Here is a 20,526-nt window from a genome sequence, read left to right as displayed (position 1 = left end):
TGTCGTCCCCGCACGCGCGGGGATCTTCCCATCCAGGAAGGAGCAGACCGTGACCGTCGAGCGTCGTCCCCGCACGCGCGGGGATCTTCCGGTGAGCAGGGGAGCCGGGTCAGTCGCTCTCGACGAGGACCACCTCGGAGGGGATGTTGCCCCGGGTGGCCACGGAGTATGGGCACAGGGCGTGCGCGGCCTCCAGAATCTCCTGGGCGCTCGCCCGCTCGATGCCGGGGATCTGTGCCTCGATCCGCGTACTCAGCCCCAGGCTGCCGTTGTCGTTCCTGATCAGCCCGACGGTCACGGAGACCGCCGAGTCCTTGATATCGATCTTCTTCCCGCGCGCGATGGCCTTGAGCGCGCCATGGAAGCACGCCGCGTAACCGGTGGCGAACAACTGTTCCGGGTTCGTGCCCGGTCCGTCGTCACCACCGAGGCCCTTCGGGGCGGAGAGCTGGAGGTCGACCCGGTTGTCGCTGGACACCACCCGTCCGTCGCGTCCACCCCAGGCGGTCGAGGTGGCGGAGTAGATCGTGTTCGCCATGGTTGCCTCCGTGCATCAGGTGTTGCCGAAGCTCCGGAGAGCCTGTGACATTTATGCAACCAAACTGGTGCCCTAAAAACTTCGCGGCCCACACCTTCGATTCCCGCCTAGCCTGAGCGGACGGCGGAGGAGAAGACCGGTGAGCTCGACCGACCGCGACGGGGACGGCCCCGGGATACGACGATCGACACTCGCGTGATCTCCGCCGCAGTCGCCGAGTTGGCCGAGCACGGCGTCGGCGGATTCCGCGGGTTCCACCGGTCCCGCACGCTGCCCTCCGATGGCTGCCCTCCCATGGGCAGCGTGCGGGCGATATCTCCAGGCGGTACGGGATCCCCAGGCGGTACGGGGCCGTGCTCAGGTGACGATGCCCCACCCGGGCAAGAGCGATATGAGCTGACGATCAACCAGCTCGGGCAGGGTCCATCGGCTTTGGCCGCCCGTGCCCACGCTGCCCGTCTCCGGACGATGGTTGACGGTTCTGCCGGTCACCTGGCCTGGTGCTGGTGGCCGGATTGCCCCTTCGCCGTTGATGGGCACGGTGGGGACGGTCAGTGGAAGGTCGAGGGACGGTCGGTCGACGGTGCTCCACACAGCCCGGGGTGGGAGAACGACGGCGGTTTCGTCGGTCACCGTCGTGGGTGCTGGTGAGCGGATTCATCGCTTATCGCCTCGGGGCAGTGCGACCCGAGGGGGCTCTGCACCGCGCCCGCGGACTTATCCACAGGGTGGGTGTGTCGCCATGGGCAGCGGGCGGCGACGTTTTCCACATCAGCTACCCGATCAGCTACCGGATCAGCCACCTGACGGTCCCCATAGATGGGCAGGGTGTGCTCGGGCGCACGGTTGTCCACAGGCCCTGTCGTGAGCCGGGCCCTGCCGTGAGCCGGGGACGGGCCCGTTTAGCCGGGGACGGGTTATCCGAACCGAGCTGCGCGCATCTCGCAGATGTCGGTGACCGGCGGCGGGTGCGGGGCGAAGCGCTGCGCGACCCAGGCGGTGAGCTCGGCCATCGATGCGCCGAGGACGGTGCCGTGGTCCGCGTCGGGGTAACGCCGGTAGTCCACGGTCGTGCCCTTCCGGCACAGCCCGGTGACCACGCTGTCGGTCACCGGGCGTCGGATCACCAGGTCGAGGTCGCCCTGGAGAACGAGGGTCGGAGCCATCTTCCGCAGGGCCACCTCTCGCTGCCGGGCGAATCCGGCTGCGAATGGCTGATGATCCAGTGGATTGACGGTAAAGGCGGTGCTGACGGACGTACCGATGCTTGCCCTGATGAGGTCGGTGGCGCAGCGGTCGCGGGCGATCGACAGCAGTCGCCGGCCGGTCGGGGTGAGTACCCGGTCCAGGTTGATCGTCCGGTCCTCGACGGACAGCCCGATCATCGCCAGCAGGACATAGGCGACCCCGTCGGCATTGTGCTGCAAGGTGGCGAGGGACGCCGGCAGGTCGGCCAGGGGGGCGGTTGCGACGACTCCCCGGATCCGTAGCTCGGGTGCGTAGGCGGCGGCAATCGCTCCGGCGGCCAACACCGCCTGGCCGCCCTGCGAATAGCCCCAGAGGACGACGTCGCGACCGGCACCGGTCGCCTTGAGGGCGGCGGCGGCGCGCGCCGCGTCAAGCACGGCCCTGCCCTCCGGCTCGGCAACATAGATCGCGTGTTCGCCGGGACTCCCCAGCCCCGGATAATCTGTGAGGGCCACGACATAACCGGCCCGGACGAGCGGAAAAGTCGAGGCGGCGGCGATCAGCGCGGGTCGTGCCGCCGACGGTGCACAGGCATCCTTGAGGCCCGTGGTGCCATGCCCGAACGCGACGATTCTTCGGCCGCCCGGCGGAACCGGAACGTTCTCCTCCGGGGCCAGGATTATCCCGGACACCGGAATGTCGACGCCCGACGTCGCGTGGGATCGGTACATCACCCGCCACGCCCGGATGCCGGTCGGGGCCGGCGCGACCACCTGACTGGACAGAATTTCCCCGCGGGTTCCCGGTGGTAACGATGCACCTCGCTCATCGGGTCCGCCGGCACTGATTGCGGGGGATGATCCGTCGTTGCCATCCCGCTTTCCGCAGGCCGCAAGGGGCAGCAGTCCGAGCAGGAGCCCGAGCAGAAGCAGGACCATGAGCAGCGGGGTACGGACCGGGTGGGAAGGGCATCGGTGCGCCCCGACAGGGGTGGCCCCCGCAGCCGGTCGCGTCGGTCTCCCTGACCGCGCTGACCGCGCTGACCGCATCGGCCGGGAGCGCGGGGTCCGTGGCGTTAACGCATCCGGCCAGGCCGGCGGATCACTCGGATCACTCGGATCACTCGGGACAACAGGCCGCTGATCCTGGCTTGGCCGCCGATAACGCACGAATTAAGCCTAATGAGGCACATCCGGCCATCGACGTCGGCGGTCCACCTGGGCCGGCCAGATCTTGACTGGCGGCGGATCGCTGCACTGGACAATTTGGGAACTCATGATCGGAAACTCATGATCGGGCACCTATGGTGGGGAACCTATGAGGGACGTACCGGGCGCACCCGGGCATGCCGCAACCTGCCGGGACGCGCCCGGGACGCCGGGGAGCCACTCTTGCGGGTGCCCGGTGGGAGACGGGAGAGCGCTCGATACCCTTACGGTGTCCTCGGGCGGGTGCGGTGGCGGTCCCTCGACGGTTGCCGCGGTCTCACGGACGTGTCCAACCCGTCGTCAAAGCCTGTCGGAGGCCCGCGATAGTGAATGCATTCGCGTCGAACACCCTCGCTCTCGGCCCTGGCGTCCTCAGCGCGGACAGCTTGGCCAAAGCGGGCCTGGCTGTCGTTCTGCTGATCGTCTTCGCGGAGTCCGGCCTACTGGTCGGGTTCTTCCTCCCGGGTGACTCCGTGCTGTTCACCGTGGGTATGCTGATCGCCCGCGACGAGCTTTCCACCCCGCTGCCGGTGGCGGCTGTCCTGATCGGGCTCGCCGCGGTGACTGGCGACCAGGTCGGCTACCTAATTGGTCGAAGAGTCGGTCCGGCGTTGTTCCGACGCCCCGACTCGCGGCTGTTCAAACAGGAGTACGTCGAGCAGGCACACGAGTTCTTCAAGAAGTACGGGCCGCGGTCCATCATCCTGGCGCGGTTTGTTCCCGTGGTCCGCACCTTCACTCCGGTTATCGCCGGCGTGAGCCGGATGAACTACCGCCTCTTCATCACCTACAACATCGTGGGCGGGGTGGTCTGGGGTTGCGGCATCACGGTTCTGGGTTTCTACCTCGGCAAGATAGACTTTGTACGGAACAACATTGAGCCGATGTTGATTCTGATTGTCGTCGTCTCGGTGCTTCCCATTGCTTTCGAATTTCTCCGGGCCCGCCGTAGGAAGCGGGCCGGGAACGGTGCCGTGCGGGAGGGCTCCGCTGGATTCGGCGGGAGTGCCCCGGTCGCCGACGAGGCTGAGACCTTCGCGGTACGGCCACGCCGCGGCGGCGGGCGTCACTCGGTCGCCCATCAACGTCAGACGCCGGGACTGACCGAGGCTGATCGAGAAGACCGAGGCTGATCGAGAAGACCGAGGCCGATCGAGAAGACCGAGGCCGATCGGGATACCCCGATGGTCATCGCGGCCGCGCGAACGGTTACCTGCGATGCGGGCCAAGTCGCGAGGACAGGTCCCGGCGGGCTCCGCACCGATACGGGGGGAGTCGGCGAGACGCCCGCCGGGACCCGTCAACCGTATCGGGTCAACGGGTCATTGTCGCCTCTCCTCGTCACCCAAAGGTGGGAACAGTCGCTGGTCGCACACCGAAAGCATCGTTTGTATGACGATCGTCTCACTATTGATGGGTGGTGCCGTGGCCTTGGGGACCATCGAGCGATCGCGGCAATCGAGCTGGTCACGGTCGGTGCAGTCTGCTGGTCACCGTCACCGCAGCCGGGTGACCGCAGCCGGTCGCGTCCGGACTCACAAGGCGTCCGGACTCACAAGGCGTCCGGCCCGCGTTCCCCCGTGCGGACGCGGGCGATGGCGTCGACGGGAAGGACCCAGATCTTGCCGGCTCCGCTGGCCGCCGATCCGCCCGATCTCCGGATCACCTCGATGACGTCCTCGACGTCGCAGTCCGCGACGACGCACTCGACCCGCACGGCGCTCACCGACTCATCGTGGAAGGTCTGCCCGCGATACGTCTGGGTACGCCACAGTTCGATGCCGAATCCGGTCACCTGGCTGACCGTCATACCCTGAATACCGAAGGTCTCAAGGGCGGTGCGTACGTCATCGATGCGATGTGGACGCAGGATGGCGGTGACCAGTCTCACCGGGACCTCACCAGGTTGTCTGGAACCGCATGCCGACGGCCCGGCGCACCTTCGGGATGAGGTTTCATCGCGGAGAAGCGTAGAGCCGGCAAGCGACGGTTCCGTCTCGGGAATGTCATCGAATGGCGTAACGGAAGGAATGGTAGATGTCCCTGCTCGACCGCGGTACACCCCCCGACCCGTTCGACGTGCTGCCCGCCAAACCGCTGTTCACCGTGACCAGTACGGACCTCGTCGACGGTGGAGTCGTTCCGTCCGATCAGGTGCACACCAGCGCCGGGGGCGCCGACATCTCCCCACAGCTGGCCTGGTCCGGTCAGCCCGCCGAGACCAGGAGCTTCGTCGTCACCTGCTACGACCCGGACGCGCCCACCGGCAGCGGATTCTGGCACTGGGTCCTGGTGGACATCCCCGCGGCGGCGACCGAACTTCCCCGCGGCGCGGGCAGCGGCGACTTCACCGGCCTGCCCGCCGGCGCGTATCACGTGCGCAGCGACTGGGGCTCCAAGGCGTATGGCGGGGCCGCGCCGCCGCAGGGCGACGTACCGCACCGGTACATCTTCACCGTCCACGCGGTCGACGTGCCGAAACTAGAGATCAACGACGAGGTCTCACCGGCCGTCGTCGGCTTCAACCTCACCTTCCACACTCTCGCCCGGGCCGTGCTGCGGGTGACCTTCCAACGCTGACGGGGCCGCCCTGCCGGCGCGGCGAGATCCCCGGGGATCGTCAGCCGGTGGAGCTGGGACTGGGCTCCACAGGCGGGTAACCGAACCCGCCCGTGAGGTCGGCGGCCCGTGGGACGGCCGGGCCGCCGGCGAGCTCCCGGCCGGCGAGCTCCCGGTCGCCGAGGAGTTCGTCGGCCATCCGGCGCAGCCGGCCGGGACCGAGATCCGGCGGGTCCAGCTCGGCCGGATCCAGATCGTCGGGGGTCAGGTTAGTGTCGTCGACCTCGCCGTGCATCTTCGAGCCGTTGAGCACCACGGGGATCTCCAGGTCGCCGACGACGTGCTCGACGTAGAAGGCGCGGGCGCCGATCAGCCACAGGGCGTAGCCCGGGTCGAGCCTGGGGAGCAGGTCGGCGGCGACGTCGGTGAGCCCGAGCGCGGCCTGCGTGTCGGCGATCTGATCGGACGCCTGCTTGTAGAGGATCCGGATCGCGGTTTCGGCGAGCAGGCCTTTGGCGATCTCCACCGAGTCCGGCGAGGCGGACAGCAGGTCGGAGATGCGGTGGGCGACGATCGCGTTCGCGCATCCCCACTGTCGGGCGAGCTTCTGCTGGGCGGACAGCCGGCGGACGAGGCCGGCGAACCGCATCAGCCGCCAGCACTCGTCGTAGACGACGTAGCGCTGCACGCCGTCCTGGCGCATGAGTGCCGCTTCCATCCACGCCTGCGCGCAGGTCATGATCAGGGCGATCATCTCATCGCTGCCCTGGACCCGCTCCAGGTTCAGCACGGCGATCGGACGGTCGAAGTCCAGGGGAGAGGTGGTCGGCCCGTCGAACAGACCGCCCAGCGCGCCGTGTGTGAGCCGGCGCAGGGTCAGCGTGGCATCCCGGGAGGCGTCGCGCAGCTCGGTCGCGGTCATCGGGAGGTTGACACAGTCCTCCTCGGTTGGATCCGTCATCGCCTCCAGCACGTGCGGCAGGATCGGGGTTGCCCACCGGTCCGGGGACGCCCCGGTGATCTGCCGGGTCACGACGTCGAGAGCCAGGTCGACCGCGGTGTGCTCGGCCGGGGTGAGCGGCACCCCCTTCGCCGTCTCGATCAGGGACGACAGCAGCGCCGAACGAGCCCGCTTCACCTCACGGGCCCAGTCCTCGTCGGCGATGCCCATCGGACGGGGTGGGGCGTCGAGCGGGTTCAGCCGGGTGGCCATGCCGGGCCCGATGTAGGTGGGCTCACAGCCGAGGCGCCGAGCCAGCCGCGTGTACTCGCCCTTCGGGTCACAGGGTACGGCGGCCTGGTAGCCGAACGCCGCCCCTCGCGAGATCAGCGTCTTCAGCAGCGCCGACTTGCGGGAGCCGACCGCGCCGAACACGGCGAAGTTCGGATTCTCGATGACCTGCTGGCGGTACAGCTCGAAGACGTCGAAGTCGAACGAGTTCCCGGACCAGACGTGCCGACCGATGTACATGCCGGGCGCGGCCAGGCCGGAGTCGACGACGAACGGGTAGATGCCGGCGATCTGCGCCGTCGTCTCCATGTGCGCGGGAAGCCGCAGCTTGTGGAACGTTCGCCCGCCGAACGGCCCGAACAGCCGTGGCGGCTGTGCGCCCCGGCGCAGGGCTATCTGGGCCCGGCGCATCGCAGCCTTCTCGGTGGCCGCCGCGGCCCGTTCCGCGCGCCGGCTGCGCCGGGGGGGCTCCGCGGATAGGCGTCCCTCGCGCCGCCGCCGCGGACCGCCGCCGAGGTCCACATAGCCCTCGGCATCGCGTCCCGGGTCGTGGGAGGTGGCCTCGTAGTCCGCCGCCTCGTAGCCGTCGGGGTCGTAACCGGTCTCGTCGTAGCTGGGCGGGTCGTCGAAGTCGCTGTCGTCGAAGTCGCTGTCGTCGAAGTCGCTGTCGTCGAAGTCGCCATCGCCGAAGTCGCTGTCGCCGAAGTCGCCGTCGGGGCCCTCGTCGTCGGGGCCGCCGGGGCTGCTGTCGGCGCGCTCGGGGTGACCGGCCACGGCTTCACCGGCTGGATAGCCGGCCGGCACGTAACCGCCCACCGCATGGCCGTTGCCCGCATAGCCGTTACTCAGCTGGCCATTGCCTGGCTGGCCATGGCTCGTGTTGCTGTTACCCGGATAGTTGTTACCCGGATAGCCGCCGGTCGGGTAGCCGGTCGGGACCGGGTACCCGCGCGCCGAGGCGTCGTCGTGTGCTGAGCTCACGAAACCCCCACCGCCAACGGTAGCGCTCCGACGCTGAAGCCCTGATCCTGCTCGCCGACGAGACGCACCATCTCCAACCGGCTGCGTGAGGCCAGCGTTTCGGCCTCACCGCAGGCGTCGGCGAGCCCGTCGAGGTCGTCGGCGGAGACCGTGACGAAGCCGTGGAAGCGGAAGGCGCCGAATCCGGCGATCAGCTCCTGCTCGCGGCGTTCGACCTCGTCGGCCTCGGCCACGTCGCGCTGGGTGGTGACCTTCCCGACCTTGTCCCGCATCTGCTGTTCACCGAGGTGCGCCATCCGCCGTCGGTTCACCGCCTTCTCCGCCTTCCGGCCGGGCAGCGGCTCGACCATCAGTGAAACCGTCCGCCGACAGGTCGTCTCCATCAGCAGCGGAGCGAGGAACGCGGCGGGGGAGGGCACACGCGGCCAGCCATTGATCCAGTACGTCGTGTGGAAGCCAGAGTCGGTGCGGTAGTGGTCCCAGGCGGTGACGGCCCGGACCGGGCCGGCGACCGCCGGGTCGATGCCGGACGCCAACCCCTTCAGGCCCCCGGCGAGGTCCGTACTCGCACCACCCCGCGCGTCAATCATCTCGATCGAGTACGGATCGTAGGTGGTGCGGATGACCGCGGCGAGCGCCCGTGGCGGCAGCCATCCGACCGTGTTGATGGACGCACGGGCGAGAGCCGCCTCCATCGTGCGCAGTTCGCCGAGCAGGACGGCGCAGGCCGCCTGGTCACCGCCCCCGGCCCGCTGGATCGCGCGCCGGGCGTCCCTGGTCCGAAGCTGGAACGAGAGGTAGGTCTCGTGTCGCTGCGCCACCGGACCCGCCGCGTCGATGACCTGTTGGTAAGCGTCGGCGGCCCAGGAGTCGTCGTGATGCCCGCGGACCCGCCAGTGCCGCTGAAGCTGGTCGCCGGAGTCGGGCAACGTGCGTTCCAACCACTGGATGCGCGACAGTTTGCCGCCCCCGGCGGTCAGTCCGGCCAGCAGTTCCCCCCAGGCGTCCACCCTGGCCTGCTGGTCACCGGACTCCAGCAGGGCGAACTGGCTACCCTGCACCTGCAGGACGGCGGTGTAGGTCTGCTGCTTGGCATCCTTTACCACCGCCACGTACCGGCCGCCGCCGACCGGTACGGACAACATCACCAGCGACGACAGCGGCCCCGGGAGGACTGTTCGGCTGAGCTGGTCCTCCCCGGCGCCCAGCCGGAAGAACGCGCCACGGAACACCGTTTCGCCCGTCACCTTCTGCATCGTGAAGCCGAAGAGGATCGGCACCCACTGGTCGAGATTACGATCCTCCACCCGGACGAACGCAACAAACAGGAGCGTTACTCCCACCAGTACCCAGAGTGGGATGAACAGGAGCGGAGAGCGAAGTGCCCCGAGCACACACAGCATCACGCCGATCATCAGGCCGAGCTGCGGCCAGCGCATGCCCAGCATGACTCCGCCGCGTTCCAGCGGTCCGAAGCGGTAACTGCGTTCCGCGATCATCGACTACCTCGCTACCTCGCTACCTCGCCACTCAACTACTCACGTGCCGCCGGTGCGGGACGGCGGCACCGCCGCCGTCATCTTCGGAGGCCGGGACGCCGGCGGGGGCACGGGTACCCGCCTCGTGGCCTGACCGGTCCCGCGTGCCCCGCCCGTGACGGAACCCGGGCGCATCGTCCTCGTGGCGCCGACCGGCCTGGAATTGCTGCCGACCGTGACCGTCGCCCTGGTGGGGGTGGCGGCTCTTGCCGGTTGCCGGGTACTGCCACCGCCGGCCCGGGGCCGGCCGGCCGTCGAGCCGCGCACCGCGGCCGTGGCGGCACCCGTCCGGGATGACGTGCCCGCCGGAGCGCCGAGGCCGCTGCCACGACCGGTCCGTAGCCCGGCTGGCCGGGGCAGCGCGGGCTCGCTGCCGACGCCACCGACGCCACCGGCGTCGCCGAGCATGCCGCGGTTGCGGGTCTGCAGCCGTGCGCCGATTCCGCGGAAAGTCTCCCGCGACGTCGATCCCAGCAACGCACCCGCCCCTTGGCCGAACGACGCCGCACTGCGCCGACCTGCCGAACCGACGGCGCGCATCAGGTGGATGTCGGCGAATCCCATCAGATGCAGCAGGACGAAGGGAGCGAACACCGCCGCAATCATCACCACGGCCCCGCCGAGGATCGTCAGTGTCTGATCGACTGTGGAGCCGCTCGAGTCGCTTGCCACACCGGCACCGAGTGTGAAAATCGCGTAAATAACCGGCTTCGCGAAAATCAGCGCCAAGAGGATCTCGGTCGCCCGCTTGATCCAGGCGCTCGTGGACATCGTCGGCTGCCCGGCCAGATACACCGGGATGAACACCGCCATCACGATGATCGCGACCTTGCGGATGTACAGCACCACGAAGAGCGCAAACGAGAACAACGCCACCAGCAGCGACAGCACGATGTCGAGTGCGAAGTTCCCCTGCTCCGGTAGGGCCCGCAGTTGGGTTACCAGGGCCGAGCCGAGTGGCTTCCCGTCACCGAAGGCGTCGGCGATCCCATCCGAGGCGGTGAGCACCATCTGTAGCAGGGTGAGTGCGACGAACGAGCCGAGGATCGCGGTGCCGGTGGAGGCGAGCGCGCGTGCGAAGATGTGAGGATCACCGCGCACGGCGCCCATGATGCAGGCGCAGATGAACAGGCCGGTGACGATCAGGACCGCCACCCCAAACGCGATGTTGTAGTTCTGGACGACGTAGTCGGCATTCAGGTTGATGGTCGTCTTCTGCGCCGCGAAGCTGAATACGGAGCTGGACAGGTCCGCCGCCATGCCGCAGAAGGCCTTGCCTGTCGAGTTGAAGTACGCATCCGCACTCCCCGCTATCGCATCCTTGATAGCACCGAGTGGGTGAAATGGGAGGGCTTGCAGTTGATTATCCACGGTCACGGTCACTGTCCGGCTCCGACCAATAGAAAATCACGGAAACTCTCGGCTGCTCGTTCGGTGATGGCTGGCGTCCAAGGTCCATCGCTTGCATCTTTAAGCTTCCAGTCCCCTGAACTCCATACAACCTGACAGTTATCCGTTCCCCAGCCTTCATGTGGGGCAAGCCTTGGATCGGGATTTCCGTAAAGCCCGATTCCAACTAGTCCCCAGAGTGTTATGTTAGCTTCATCGTTGCGATATGAGCGAACCGTGTAGCCCGTGACCCGTCCAATCCAGTTTACCGCCGGAGATTGAAGAGAGTTCAATTTAAAATATTTTGCGTTTTCCTTGTCGATTGAAATAACGGTGTTAGCAAGTCTGTCGGCTTCTTCTGGAAGTGCCATCGATTTGAAGACATCTTTGACGCGGGAAGGTGTGCGATTCGCGGGATTTCCATAAGCTCTGTCGTAGTTGGCGCAGGCGCTGACGGCGCCGGCTTCGGTGTGGGGGTAGCCGACCGGGATACCGAACTCGTTGATCCGGGTGGGGACACCGGGGACTGAGGTGGGGGCGGCGGTGTTGGCCGGTTGGCTGGACGGTTTCGGCGAGGGGACCAGCGTCGGCGTCACTCCGGGCGGGGTAGCGCTCGGAGAGGTCTGCGGCGCGACGGACGCGGTATCCGGGCCATTCGAACCATTGTCTGGGACCACGTAACGGCCGATGACCAATCCGCCGATCACACTCACCGTGCCAGTGGTCACGATGATGATGATCAGGCGTCTGGCCGCCCACTCCACAAGGCTTACCAACGCCCACTCCCCTCACAAGACGGCACGGTCATCATCGCAATGTCCGCCCGCTGGTATCCGGGGAACAGGTCAGAAGAGCGTTGACGATGGGTCATGGACCACGCCGGGGTCAACGGCAACGGTGAGCTCTACGGCGGGTTGACGCTGGCCAGCCGGGTTAGGGTCGGGTGCGGTGGCCGTTGCACCGGTGGCAAGGAAGAAGTTGACGAAGGCTGCCGCGGCACCGACGAGGAATGCGAGACCGAAGCCTGCGATCACACCGCTCTTGCCGACCATCGACGCGCGTTCGAGGCCCATCCGTTCGCCGAGTGCCCATGCGATACCGCCCAGTAGCACAGCGGCGACCGCAGCGATCACCGCATAGGCCGCCAGGCCGTTGACCAGGTCTTTCAGAGCATTGATGCCAGGCGCCTTGGAGTCATCCGGTTTGACCTGTACCTCAGCGAGGACAACGGTCGCCTTGACGGCGGCGGCGTCCAGGATCATCTCGGTTCCTTTCCCACAGGCGGGGGGCCGCCCGGCCGATCCGGTCCGGCGATCCTTGTGGGTGCCGTTGGTGACCGTAGGTCGCCAAATGATACGCCCTGCGCCGCAGGGTGATCCTCGGTAGTCGCTCGTGGGCCGCCGGAAGCGCCAGAATCTGCACGGGTGGTGACCGCTTCCACGGCGCCGCCGGCCGCAGCCCCCGGCTGATCGACAGCGCCCGCAGCAGCCGTGACCTCGGCTTTCGCGAGAGTGAACAGGGCTTCCACGGCGGCCGCGGCCAGCTGGAGGTAGGCGCGGCGAGTACGTCGGCGTAGTCGAGGAATCCGCACCGGGGTATGCCTGCTGGGGTCGAGCCGGGCGTCGTACGGGATTCGGATCAGCGTGTCGACCTGGCGCCCGAGCCGGGCCGCCGCCGCGCGGGTCCGGGGCGAGGGACGGCCCCGGCGCGGCGCAATCATGGCTGCCACGATCATCGGCCCGCCGTGTCTGGCTGAGCCACCACCCGCCGCGTCCCGCAACGTACGCAGTCCGGTGAGTGTCGCCTCCAGATCGGCGGCGGTCGCGAGTGTGACGAGGATGATGAGGTCCGCGGCCTGGAGCGCCGCAGGCGTCAGCGGTGCCTTGGCCGGCGCGTCGACCAGCACCAGCGGATAGGAATGCGCGAGCAGGCCGAGCACGGACCGCAGTCCGGTCGGGGCGACGGTGTCGTCCGCGGGGACGACGGCGGCCGCCTCGTCGCCGGAACCGCCGCCGCCGTGCCGGTCGGATCCTCCGCCAACACCGCGTCGCACGGGAAGCACGTCGAGGTCCCTGGTGCTGCCTGCGGGACGACCGCTGATCATCAGAGGTAGATCGGTCACCGTACTGTCGGAGGCTTGCCGGCGGGCGACGTCGGCGACCGTCGTCGTTCCGGCCGCGCCGACCCGGATCGCGAGCGGATCACCGCGTGGTTCGTCCTCGTCCTCGGTGCCGGCGCCCACAGGCGACGATGGCGCCCCCCCGGGAGACTCCCCCGGCCAGAGATCGACCGCGAGGACCGGCTGCGCCCGCACCCCGGCGAGGGTCAGCCCGACGACCCCGGCAAGGGTGGTGGTCCCGGAGTAGGGGAACAGCGAGGTCACCGCGATCCGCCACGAACCGGGCAACGGGATACGGGCCCGGTCGCGCAGAGAGAGCCGTACCGGGATCTCTTCCCATGGCTCGAGATCGCGCACGCCGGCCCACGGCTCCTGCCACGGCCACAGCCGACCGTCCGACGACGGCCGGCGACGCGAGACGGTCTGGCCGCCTGCCGCCGCGGCCTCGGGGGTGGATCGAGACGCCGGGTCCGGCTGCGGTTGCGCGGGGGGGAGCACTGGAGCCGTCGGCTGCTTCGTGTCCGCGGCTGGCGCGGCCGGCGCGGCTGGCGCGGCCGGCGTGTAGCGGGCGACCGGCGGTGTGACCGGCACCGCGCAGACGTGGCCCGGGACGGACGATTCGGAGGGGACCGGATCGTCCGTGGGAGGGGCCTGCGCATCCCCGGGGCCGGTTACCTCGATCGGGCCGGCCGCGGCTGGCCGGCTGGCCGCGGCGGATGGAACGGTTGCCGTCGGCGGATCGGTCGGGCCGCTGATCGGCGCCGCATCCGTCGGCGCGGCCGGTGTCGGCCGCGGAGGCTGCGGATGGCGGGGCGCGGAGGCGCGCGGCGGCCGGACGCGTGGCCCGTTCGGGGCAGGCAATGGCCCGTTCGGGGCAGGCAATGGCCCGTTCGGGTGTGGTGGTACCGCAGTTGGGTCGCCACCGGCACCAGGACTCGCGGCCGGGCTGACGCCTCGGCCTGACGCGCTGCCACCCGGCGCGCTGCCACCCGAGGCGGTGTCCGCCTTCCGCGAGGATTCCACCGCGCCCGGGGGGATCGGGGTCGAACCGCGGGGATCTGCCGGCCGGGTTGGACGGCGGGAGGGATCAGCCTGGTTACGGGGCGGAATCGCCGACGGGCGGCCGGCGCGCCGGGCAGCGGCGCCGCGGGTGCGCCGGGAGCTGGTGTCCGCGCCCGTGGTCGCCCGGCCCGGCCCGGCGCCGGGTGCCTCGGTCCTGGCGCCCGGCACCGATGGCGGTGTGTCGTCGGACGTGTTTGTACGGTCCGCACCCGAACGGGCCGCCGATGTCGCATCATCGAGGTGGAATGCCTCGCTCTGCCACGCTTCGTCGAGTGGCTGCGGCGAGCCCGTCCCGCCCCGCCGTCGATGCCGTCGGCGCCCGGATCGTGAATGGGGAGGTGACTCTACGTCTTCGGTGCCTGCTGCTTCGTCCCGTATGTACTGATCGTCTCGTATGTACTGATCGTTCCGGATGGGCGGACCGTCGGGAGGGGAGACCGACGAGGGGATGCGGGCACCAATGAGCGAAACGGGCCGCGCGTCGCCTTCCTCACCGTACGGTGCCTGTGGCACATCGCTCACGCGCCGTCGACCTCCCGGCCTTCTAAGGTTAGCTAGTGCCAGTTAAGGTTACTTACTGTTATCTGCGCTCGGCTGCGGTCGGATCGATGTAACACGAGTCATTCGAGTATGACAAGCTCTGGTCGAAGCTACCCATCATGGGTGGGTCGGTGTACCTTCCGGAACCGGAGATGTGCCGTCCGGATTGAGGGGACGAACCGGCGGACGGTTTGGCGGACGGTTGGCTGTGATCCGCGACGTGGCGGGCTGGGGGCGGCCTGGACGACACGGCACCGTGCGTGCGGCAGATGGGAAAGGAGCGTCGGTGGCGCAGGACGGCTTCTCGATGGCGACGCCTCGGCCATCCCAGCGCTCCGGCGCACCGCAGGGGGTGACGCCCGCGAAATCCCCGGTCGGCTCGGCCCCGGCCCGGTCTGCTCCGGCGGCATCCGGCCGGGTCCGCACGGCCTCGGCCCGCTCGACCGGCATGTCACCGACCGTCGCATCCCGCGGCACACCGGCGCCCGCCGCCGCGGCGCCTCCGCTCGCGCCCCCTCCGCTCGCGCCGACGTCGGCCGGTGGCGTGCCGTCCCGACCCTCCGACGACGACGAAGTGCTCACCGTTGACGAACTGGTCGCCTGGTTGCGGTTGTCGGAGAGCACCGTCCTCAAGCTGCTTTCGGAACGGGCCATCCCGGCTCGCAAGGTCGGTCACCAGTGGCGGGTGCGTCGGGGGCGGGTGCGGGACTGGCTGGACGGTCGGGAATGAGCGCTCTCACCCCGGTGCCGCCTCGCTCCGGCCGGCCGCGGTGAAGCCCCGCCCCTGGCTGGCCGTCGGGCTGCTGCTCACCGTGGTCACCGTGGCCGGATGCGGCGTGTCGGGTAGTACTGCCGATCCGTCTCCCGCCCCGTCCGCCACCACGGGGCCACCGCCCGGGGCGAGTCAGGCGCCGGGTCCGCCGCTGGCCACCGCGTCCGCGCCACCAACCGGCGAGGTGGACCGGAAGGACCCGTCGGCGGTAGCCGCCGACTGCTTCACACGCTGGCAGTCCTTCGACGCCCGGACGGACCCCGGCCCGGCAGCCGGTGTCGAGCGGGCCCGCGACTGCCTCACCGAGGACTTCGCGGCCAGCCTGGGCGCCGGGGGCGCGGGCGCCGGGGGGTCCGGAACCGCTGCCGGTGGGGACGGTCAGGCGTGGCAGGAGGTGCGCGCCGCGGGCACCCACTCGCGGGTGACCGTGCTGGCGACCACGCCCCTGGGCGGGATCGACACGACGGCCACCGGTCGGGTGGTGCTTCAGCTGAACGTGCGCCGCGAGACGGCGGCGGGCGGCGCCGCCCCGGTGGTGACGCTGTCCACCCCCGCGCTCACCCTCCTGCGCCAGACCGACGGGACGTGGCGGGTCGCCGGTGCGGATCTGTCGAGCGTCGCCGGTGACGCACCGGGCCGGTGAGGCGTGATGGCCCGCGGCTTCACCCGTAAGCGTTCCCGCTGGCTGGTCTGGACGGGGGCGGGCATGGCCCTCGCCGTCGGCGGCATCGTCATGCTGGTCGCCGTCCTCATTCTGATCATCACCGGTCCCTTCATCCAGGATCAGGGCGGGGGTAACCGGACCATCAGGAACTCCGACGGCATCCCGGCCGAGTACCTGCAGACAATCATTGATGCGGCGAACGCGGCCGGGTGCGCCGAGGTGACTCCCGCCCTGCTGGCCGCCCAGTTACATCAGGAGTCGGGTTTCAACCCGCGGGCCAGGTCACCCGTGGGCGCGATGGGGATCGCCCAGTTCATGCCCGGGACGTGGGCGTCCCACGGGCAGGGCGACGTGTGGAACCCGGCCGACGCGATCCCCGCGGCGGCCCGGTACGACTGCGCGGTGGCGGCCTCGGTCGCCTCCGTGTCCGGCGCGGCCCAGGAGAAGATGCTGGCCGCGTACAACGCGGGAGCGGGCGCGGTGCTCGCCTTCGCCGGCATTCCGCCGTACACCGAGACGCGTAACTACGTCCGCACGATCCTCGCGCAGGCGCAGGTGTACGGTGACGCCTTGGAGCTCGGCGTCGACATCCCCGCTGGTTCGGTCGCCCCGATGGTCGCCTTCATGCGGTCGCAGATCGGCAAGCCCTACGTCTGGGGTGCGACCGGTCCCGACGCCTGGGACTGCTCGTCGCTGGTCCGGGAGGCGTATCGCCGCATCGGCATCGAGCTCCCCCGCGTGACGACCGACCAGCTGCGGTTCGGCCCGCAGGTCGCGGGCGTCGATCCGCAGCCGGGGGACCTACTGTTCACCCCGGGCACCGACGGCACCGCCGAGGCGCCGGGTCATGTCGGGATGTACATCGGCGACGGCCGGGTCATCGCGGCCAAGGGAGCGCGGTGGGGGGTCGTCGAATCCGACATCTCGGACTGGAGTGGGACCGTGGCCGTGACCAGGCCGCTGGCCAGGCAGCGTTCCTGATCCGGATTTCCTGCTCCGGACACTCCGGGTGTGCCGTTGCTCCGCTCAGGTAGCCGCCTGGGACACGAAGGTGGACAGCCCGTCGGCCACGCCACCGAGCGCACCGACGGCGCTGTGCACCACATCGGCGGCGTTACCCGGTGCTGTCACCGCGAAGAACAGGGCGAACAGCCCGACGCCATACGGCCAGAAGATTTTTTTCATCGAGGACCTCACAGAAAACCCAGTCGACACGGCCAGACGGACACCAACGTCGGTGCGTTACCGACAGCATGTGTGTACTCACCTTGAGTAGTCACCGCAAGATGAATCGCCGGAGCGATGAGTGAACTGCGCGGTGGCGGGGCCGGGGGACAGCGGATGGACAGGGATCTGACCATAGGTGGGCAGTAGGCAACGGATGGGTGAACGGATCTAATAGTGCATGCCACCCCGGGTCGGTTGACTTCGATTCCCGGCGCGGGGTGGCTGTCCGGGGCAATGGCCGGGGCCCGGCCGGGGAAGCTCCCGCCGGAGCCGCTCAGGACCGTCAGGACGGCGCGATGCTCTGCGCGAAGCGAAACAGGTTGTCCGGGTCGTAGGCGCGCTTGACTTGGCGCAACCGCGGAAGGTTCGCCCCGTAGTACGCATCGGCCCAGGTGGTGAGGTCCGGGTCGATGTAGTTCTGGTACGCCGACGACGACATGAACGGCGCCGTCGCCGCCACCGTGGATCGCAACCAGCTCTGGTTAGCCTCCTTGTCCGCAGGGGATGCGTCGACGGAGTAGCCGGCGACGAACTGGGCGCTGGCGAGCGTGTTGCGGTGCACGAACGCCGTGTCACCCGGGCCGACCCGGTTGATCGCGCCGCCCCAGGAATCCAGGATCACGCCACCCGGACCGGCCCCGGGTGTGCGCTGGCGTCGCTCGAGCGCGGCGAGCATCGTCTCGATCCCGCCGGCAGGCATCGGTTCGGTGAGGAATGCCGAGGCAGCCCGTTGGGCCACCCGTGGCAGGGTGCCTCCGGGCGTCCGGTCGCGCAGGTGGCACGCGTCGACGCTTTTGCCCGCGCAGCCCGCCTCAAGCAACATCGTCTCGAGATGGCCACGCTGGGCGACGAAGGTGCTCGAGGGCCTCCGGCCGACGGCGGCGACGAGGTCGGCGAGTCGATCCCGCAGCCACGTGATCCGCGTGTCGTCGGCGCCGCCCGCGAGCACGCCGCTCACCCGCAGGGCTGGGCTGCCGGTGGCCCCGGTCGTCGGCATCGAGGTCACGACGCAGGTCGACCACAGGTCCTCCGGCGCGCCGCCGCTGTCGGCGATCCAGCCCTGCCACGCGGTGAGCACGTCCGCCGCCACGTCCCAGGGCCAGCGGTAGGTGAACAGCGCCAACGGTGTCGCCCGATGGGTGGCGAAGGTGAACGACGTCACGATGCCGACGTTGCCCCCGCCCGCACCGCGTAGCGACCAGAAGAGGTCCGGCTCGGTGTCGGCGTCGGTGCGCACGGTCTCCCCGGAGGCCAGCACGACCTCGGCGGAGACCATCCGATCGCAGGTCAGACCGTAGCGCCGGCTCAACACTCCGATGCCGCCGCCGAGGGCGAGCCCGGCGATGCCGACGGTCGGGCATGATCCGGCTGGCAGCGCCAGCCCGTTCTCGGCGAGTGCGGAGTAGACGTCGATCAGCAGCGCTCCGGCCCCGATCAGCGCGGTGCCGTCGGGCCCCGGCCGGACCGACGCCATCGCAGTCACGTCCACGACCAGCCCGGTCGTCGTTGAGTAACCCCCGTAGCTGTGGCCACCGGCCCGCGCGACGAGATGTATCCCGGTGGAGCGGGCGAAGTCGATGCAGGCCGTGACGTCCCCCGCGGACATGGCACGGACCACCGCCTGCGGACGTACCGCGTCGAAAGCCGGGTCGAACAGCATGCTGGCGACGGCGTAGTCCGGATCGGTCGGTCGCAGCAGCGGACCGGTCAGTCGTTCGTCGAGCGTGCGCCAGTCGATCTCCGTCGGTATTGGGTGGGGGGCGTCCTCCTGCTGACAGGCGCTCATCAGGCCGCCACCGAGCCCGAGCGCGGCGAGCCCGAGCCCGCCGGCTCCGGCTGCGGCGGTCCGTAACACCGATCGTCGGTCAGGCTCGTAATCCACGGTCAGTCCTCACGGCTGCTACGAGTCCGGGGAGTGGACGATGGTCGTCACGAGTCGTCCGACCATCCGTGCCATCGGCGACAGCCTAGGTCACCGGCGACACCCTAGGTCACCGGCGACACCCTAGGTCACCGGCGACACCCTAGGTCACCGGCGACACCCTAGCCCGGTTGGGCGACGGTCGTGATGGTGCCGTTCGGATCGATGCGGCGCACCCGATCGTTGCCGTTGTCCGCGATGTAGAGCGCGCCGCTGCCGTCGACCGCGACCGAGCTCGGGTTCTTGAACTGGGCCGCGGTCGCCGGGCCGCCGTCGCCGCCGGAGCCTTCGCCGCCGGTGCCGGCGATCGTGGTGATCACGCCGTTCGGGTCGACCCGGCGGATCCGGTGGTTGCGGTAGTCAGCGAGGTAGAGCGTCCGGCCGTCCGGGCCGACGGTCAGCGACGGCACGTTCAGCCTGGCCCGGGTGGCCGGGCCGCCGTCACCCGAGAAGCCCCCCTCACCGGTCCCGGCGACGGTGGTGATGATCCCGTCCGGGGTCACCTTCTGAATGGTGTCGCTGGCGAGGTCGGCGAAGTAGAGGGTGCCGTCGTCGGTCATCTGGAGATCGTTCGGGCCGTTGATCTTCGCTGCGGTGGCCGGGCCGCCGTCGCCGGTGTAACCCGCGACTCCGGTGCCCACGTACGTGGTAATGATCCCCTGTGGGCTGATCTTGCGGATCCGGTGGTTTTCGTAGTCGGAGAGGTAGACGCTGCCGTCCGGCCCGGTGGTCACCTTTTCCGCACTGTTGATCTTCGCCGCGGTGGCCGGGCCGCCGTCGCCGCCGTAACCGGCGTCACCGGTGCCGGCGATCGTGGTGATGATCCCGGCTGGGCTAATCTTGCGGATCCGATTGTTCTTCGCGTCCCCGATGTAGATGTTGCCGGCCTTGTCACGGGCGGTCGATCCGGGCCCGTCAAGCTGCGCCGCGGTGGCCGGGCCGCCGTCGCCGCTGATCCCGCCGGCTCCGGTGCCCGCGAGGTCGCTGATCGCCCCGGCGGGGGTGATCTTCTGGATGCGGTCCGTCGCGAGGCTGGAGACGAGTAGCGAGCCGTCGGGATCGACATCGACGCTGTAGGGGCTCAGGCCCTGCACCGACAGCGCCGTTCCCCGGTAGGCGGTTGCGAGGCGTGCCGTGCCGCCGCCGCGGTCACCGCCGCGGCTGCCGCCGCCCGAGTTCGTCACCGCTGCCACGATGCCGACGGTGATGGCGACGATGACGACGAACGCGACCGCTCCGATGATGAGCGGCGTCCGGTTACGGGCGTTCGGACTCGACTGGTGCCCGGCCTGGCGGGTGGCGGCCGGCGGTACCCCCGCCATCCCGTGCACCGGTCCCCCCGGACCGGGCCGGTACGTCTGGCCGCCGGGACCGCCGGGGGCACCCGGTCCGCCTGGGGCATCCGGTCCGCCATAACCGGGGCCGAGCGACCGCGGCGGTGGGGTCGACCGCGGCGGTGGGGTCGACCGCGGCGGTGGAGTGTTGCCCGGCGGGAATCCACCCCAGCCCGGCCCACCCGGTGGTGGATATCCCCCCATCGGATGGCCGGCCGGACTACCGGGTGCTCCGGGGCTACCGGGGAAGCCCGG

17 protein-coding genes are annotated in these 20,526 nt (G+C 69.6%); 5 read left to right on the top strand and 12 right to left on the bottom strand.

The genetic code is table 11. The features are described from left to right. Positions 1-109: 109 nt before the first annotated feature. Together BMG523DRAFT_RS04080 and BMG523DRAFT_RS04070 are read right to left on the bottom strand one after the other, a co-directional pair. On the bottom strand, positions 110-538 hold the full coding sequence (locus BMG523DRAFT_RS04080; RefSeq protein WP_011434504.1) for an organic hydroperoxide resistance protein: 429 nt from the start codon (positions 536-538) through the stop codon (positions 110-112). A gap of 917 nt (positions 539-1,455) precedes the next feature. Then, on the bottom strand, positions 1,456-2,664 hold the full coding sequence (locus BMG523DRAFT_RS04070; RefSeq protein ID WP_023840580.1) for a lipase family protein: 1,209 nt from the start codon (positions 2,662-2,664) through the stop codon (positions 1,456-1,458). Positions 2,665-3,260: 596 nt separating this feature from the next. Between BMG523DRAFT_RS04070 and BMG523DRAFT_RS04065 the strand changes: the two genes are divergently transcribed. Continuing rightward, positions 3,261-4,067, top strand: a complete 807-nt coding sequence (locus BMG523DRAFT_RS04065; RefSeq protein WP_043590418.1) for a DedA family protein — start codon at positions 3,261-3,263, stop codon at positions 4,065-4,067. Positions 4,068-4,486: 419 nt separating this feature from the next. On the opposite strand, the gene BMG523DRAFT_RS04060 is transcribed toward BMG523DRAFT_RS04065, so the two are convergent. Then, positions 4,487-4,825, bottom strand: a complete 339-nt coding sequence (locus BMG523DRAFT_RS04060; protein WP_011434508.1) for a P-II family nitrogen regulator — start codon at positions 4,823-4,825, stop codon at positions 4,487-4,489. A gap of 146 nt (positions 4,826-4,971) precedes the next feature. Here BMG523DRAFT_RS04060 and BMG523DRAFT_RS04055 point away from each other — a divergent pair, with 146 nt between their 5' ends. Next, positions 4,972-5,514, top strand: coding sequence for a YbhB/YbcL family Raf kinase inhibitor-like protein (locus BMG523DRAFT_RS04055; RefSeq protein WP_011434509.1), 543 nt, complete (start codon positions 4,972-4,974; stop codon positions 5,512-5,514). A 40-nt stretch (positions 5,515-5,554) separates the two neighbouring features. Here the strand turns inward: BMG523DRAFT_RS04055 and BMG523DRAFT_RS04050 are convergent, their stop codons facing one another. The 6 genes from BMG523DRAFT_RS04050 to BMG523DRAFT_RS04030 all read right to left on the bottom strand — a co-directional run bounded on the left by BMG523DRAFT_RS04050 (position 5,555) and on the right by BMG523DRAFT_RS04030 (position 13,108). Further along, entirely contained in the window at positions 5,555-7,705 is a 2,151-nt protein-coding gene (locus tag BMG523DRAFT_RS04050) for a conjugal transfer protein TraC (protein WP_043590417.1), read from the bottom strand. After that, positions 7,702-9,204 carry an SCO6880 family protein gene (locus BMG523DRAFT_RS04045; RefSeq protein WP_023840582.1) on the bottom strand — a complete coding sequence of 501 codons (1,503 nt, stop codon included), beginning with the start codon at positions 9,202-9,204 and terminating at the stop codon, positions 7,702-7,704. The genes BMG523DRAFT_RS04050 and BMG523DRAFT_RS04045 overlap by 4 nt, the downstream gene beginning before the upstream one ends. Before the next feature lie 39 nt (positions 9,205-9,243). After that, the gene (locus BMG523DRAFT_RS04040) at positions 9,244-10,626 is read right to left on the bottom strand and encodes a hypothetical protein (RefSeq protein WP_083494742.1); all 1,383 of its coding nucleotides are present in this window, start codon (positions 10,624-10,626) and stop codon (positions 9,244-9,246) included. Further along, on the bottom strand, positions 10,623-11,408 hold the full coding sequence (locus tag BMG523DRAFT_RS22640) for a hypothetical protein (protein WP_083494741.1): 786 nt from the start codon (positions 11,406-11,408) through the stop codon (positions 10,623-10,625). The genes BMG523DRAFT_RS04040 and BMG523DRAFT_RS22640 overlap by 4 nt, the downstream gene beginning before the upstream one ends. Positions 11,409-11,477: 69 nt before the next feature. Next, positions 11,478-11,894, bottom strand: a complete 417-nt coding sequence (locus BMG523DRAFT_RS04035) for a DUF6112 family protein (protein WP_011434514.1) — start codon at positions 11,892-11,894, stop codon at positions 11,478-11,480. Further along, positions 11,891-13,108 carry a hypothetical protein gene (locus BMG523DRAFT_RS04030; protein WP_023840585.1) on the bottom strand — a complete coding sequence of 406 codons (1,218 nt, stop codon included), beginning with the start codon at positions 13,106-13,108 and terminating at the stop codon, positions 11,891-11,893. Before BMG523DRAFT_RS04030 ends, BMG523DRAFT_RS04035 begins: the two co-directional genes overlap by 4 nt. A gap of 1,789 nt (positions 13,109-14,897) precedes the next feature. Here BMG523DRAFT_RS04030 and BMG523DRAFT_RS27220 point away from each other — a divergent pair. The 3 genes from BMG523DRAFT_RS27220 to BMG523DRAFT_RS04015 are packed head-to-tail and all read left to right on the top strand — an operon-like array spanning position 14,898 to position 16,770. Next, complete coding sequence (locus tag BMG523DRAFT_RS27220) at positions 14,898-15,083, top strand: helix-turn-helix domain-containing protein (RefSeq protein WP_035729276.1); 186 nt, start codon at positions 14,898-14,900, stop codon at positions 15,081-15,083. 40 nt (positions 15,084-15,123) lie between these two features. After that, positions 15,124-15,768 carry a hypothetical protein gene (locus BMG523DRAFT_RS04020; RefSeq protein ID WP_051623764.1) on the top strand — a complete coding sequence of 215 codons (645 nt, stop codon included), beginning with the start codon at positions 15,124-15,126 and terminating at the stop codon, positions 15,766-15,768. Between the two features lie 6 nt (positions 15,769-15,774). Continuing rightward, positions 15,775-16,770 (top strand): NlpC/P60 family protein, encoded by a 996-nt coding sequence (locus BMG523DRAFT_RS04015; RefSeq protein WP_011434517.1) that lies wholly within the window; start codon positions 15,775-15,777, stop codon positions 16,768-16,770. A gap of 45 nt (positions 16,771-16,815) precedes the next feature. Here the strand turns inward: BMG523DRAFT_RS04015 and BMG523DRAFT_RS25635 are convergent, their stop codons facing one another. From BMG523DRAFT_RS25635 to BMG523DRAFT_RS26220, 3 genes are all read right to left on the bottom strand, one after another. After that, positions 16,816-16,974 (bottom strand): hypothetical protein, encoded by a 159-nt coding sequence (locus BMG523DRAFT_RS25635; protein WP_023840589.1) that lies wholly within the window; start codon positions 16,972-16,974, stop codon positions 16,816-16,818. 325 nt (positions 16,975-17,299) lie between these two features. Further along, positions 17,300-18,898, bottom strand: coding sequence for an FAD-binding oxidoreductase (locus BMG523DRAFT_RS04010; RefSeq protein ID WP_011434519.1), 1,599 nt, complete (start codon positions 18,896-18,898; stop codon positions 17,300-17,302). 161 nt (positions 18,899-19,059) lie between these two features. Further along, positions 19,060-20,526, bottom strand: a 1,467-nt coding sequence (locus BMG523DRAFT_RS26220; protein ID WP_235462848.1) for an SMP-30/gluconolactonase/LRE family protein, incomplete at its 5' end; no start/stop codon positions are given.

This window comes from Frankia sp. BMG5.23 (assembly GCF_000685765.2).
GTDB classification, from domain to species: Bacteria; Actinomycetota; Actinomycetes; order Frankiales; family Frankiaceae; genus Frankia; species Frankia casuarinae.
Note: the sequence above shows the minus strand (reverse complement) of the source record. Positions and strands in the feature narration are given on the sequence as shown.

Coding starts and splice junctions, on each gene's coding strand:
- BMG523DRAFT_RS04080 (WP_011434504.1), bottom strand. CDS start 538: ATGGCGAACACGATCTACTCCGCCACCTCGACCGCCTGGGGTGGACGC.
- BMG523DRAFT_RS04070 (WP_023840580.1), bottom strand. CDS start 2,664: ATGGTCCTGCTTCTGCTCGGGCTCCTGCTCGGACTGCTGCCCCTTGCG.
- BMG523DRAFT_RS04055 (WP_011434509.1), top strand. CDS start 4,972: ATGTCCCTGCTCGACCGCGGTACACCCCCCGACCCGTTCGACGTGCTG.
- BMG523DRAFT_RS04045 (WP_023840582.1), bottom strand. CDS start 9,204: ATGATCGCGGAACGCAGTTACCGCTTCGGACCGCTGGAACGCGGCGGA.
- BMG523DRAFT_RS04035 (WP_011434514.1), bottom strand. CDS start 11,894: ATGATCCTGGACGCCGCCGCCGTCAAGGCGACCGTTGTCCTCGCTGAG.
- BMG523DRAFT_RS04015 (WP_011434517.1), top strand. CDS start 15,775: ATGGCCCGCGGCTTCACCCGTAAGCGTTCCCGCTGGCTGGTCTGGACG.
- BMG523DRAFT_RS25635 (WP_023840589.1), bottom strand. CDS start 16,974: ATGAAAAAAATCTTCTGGCCGTATGGCGTCGGGCTGTTCGCCCTGTTC.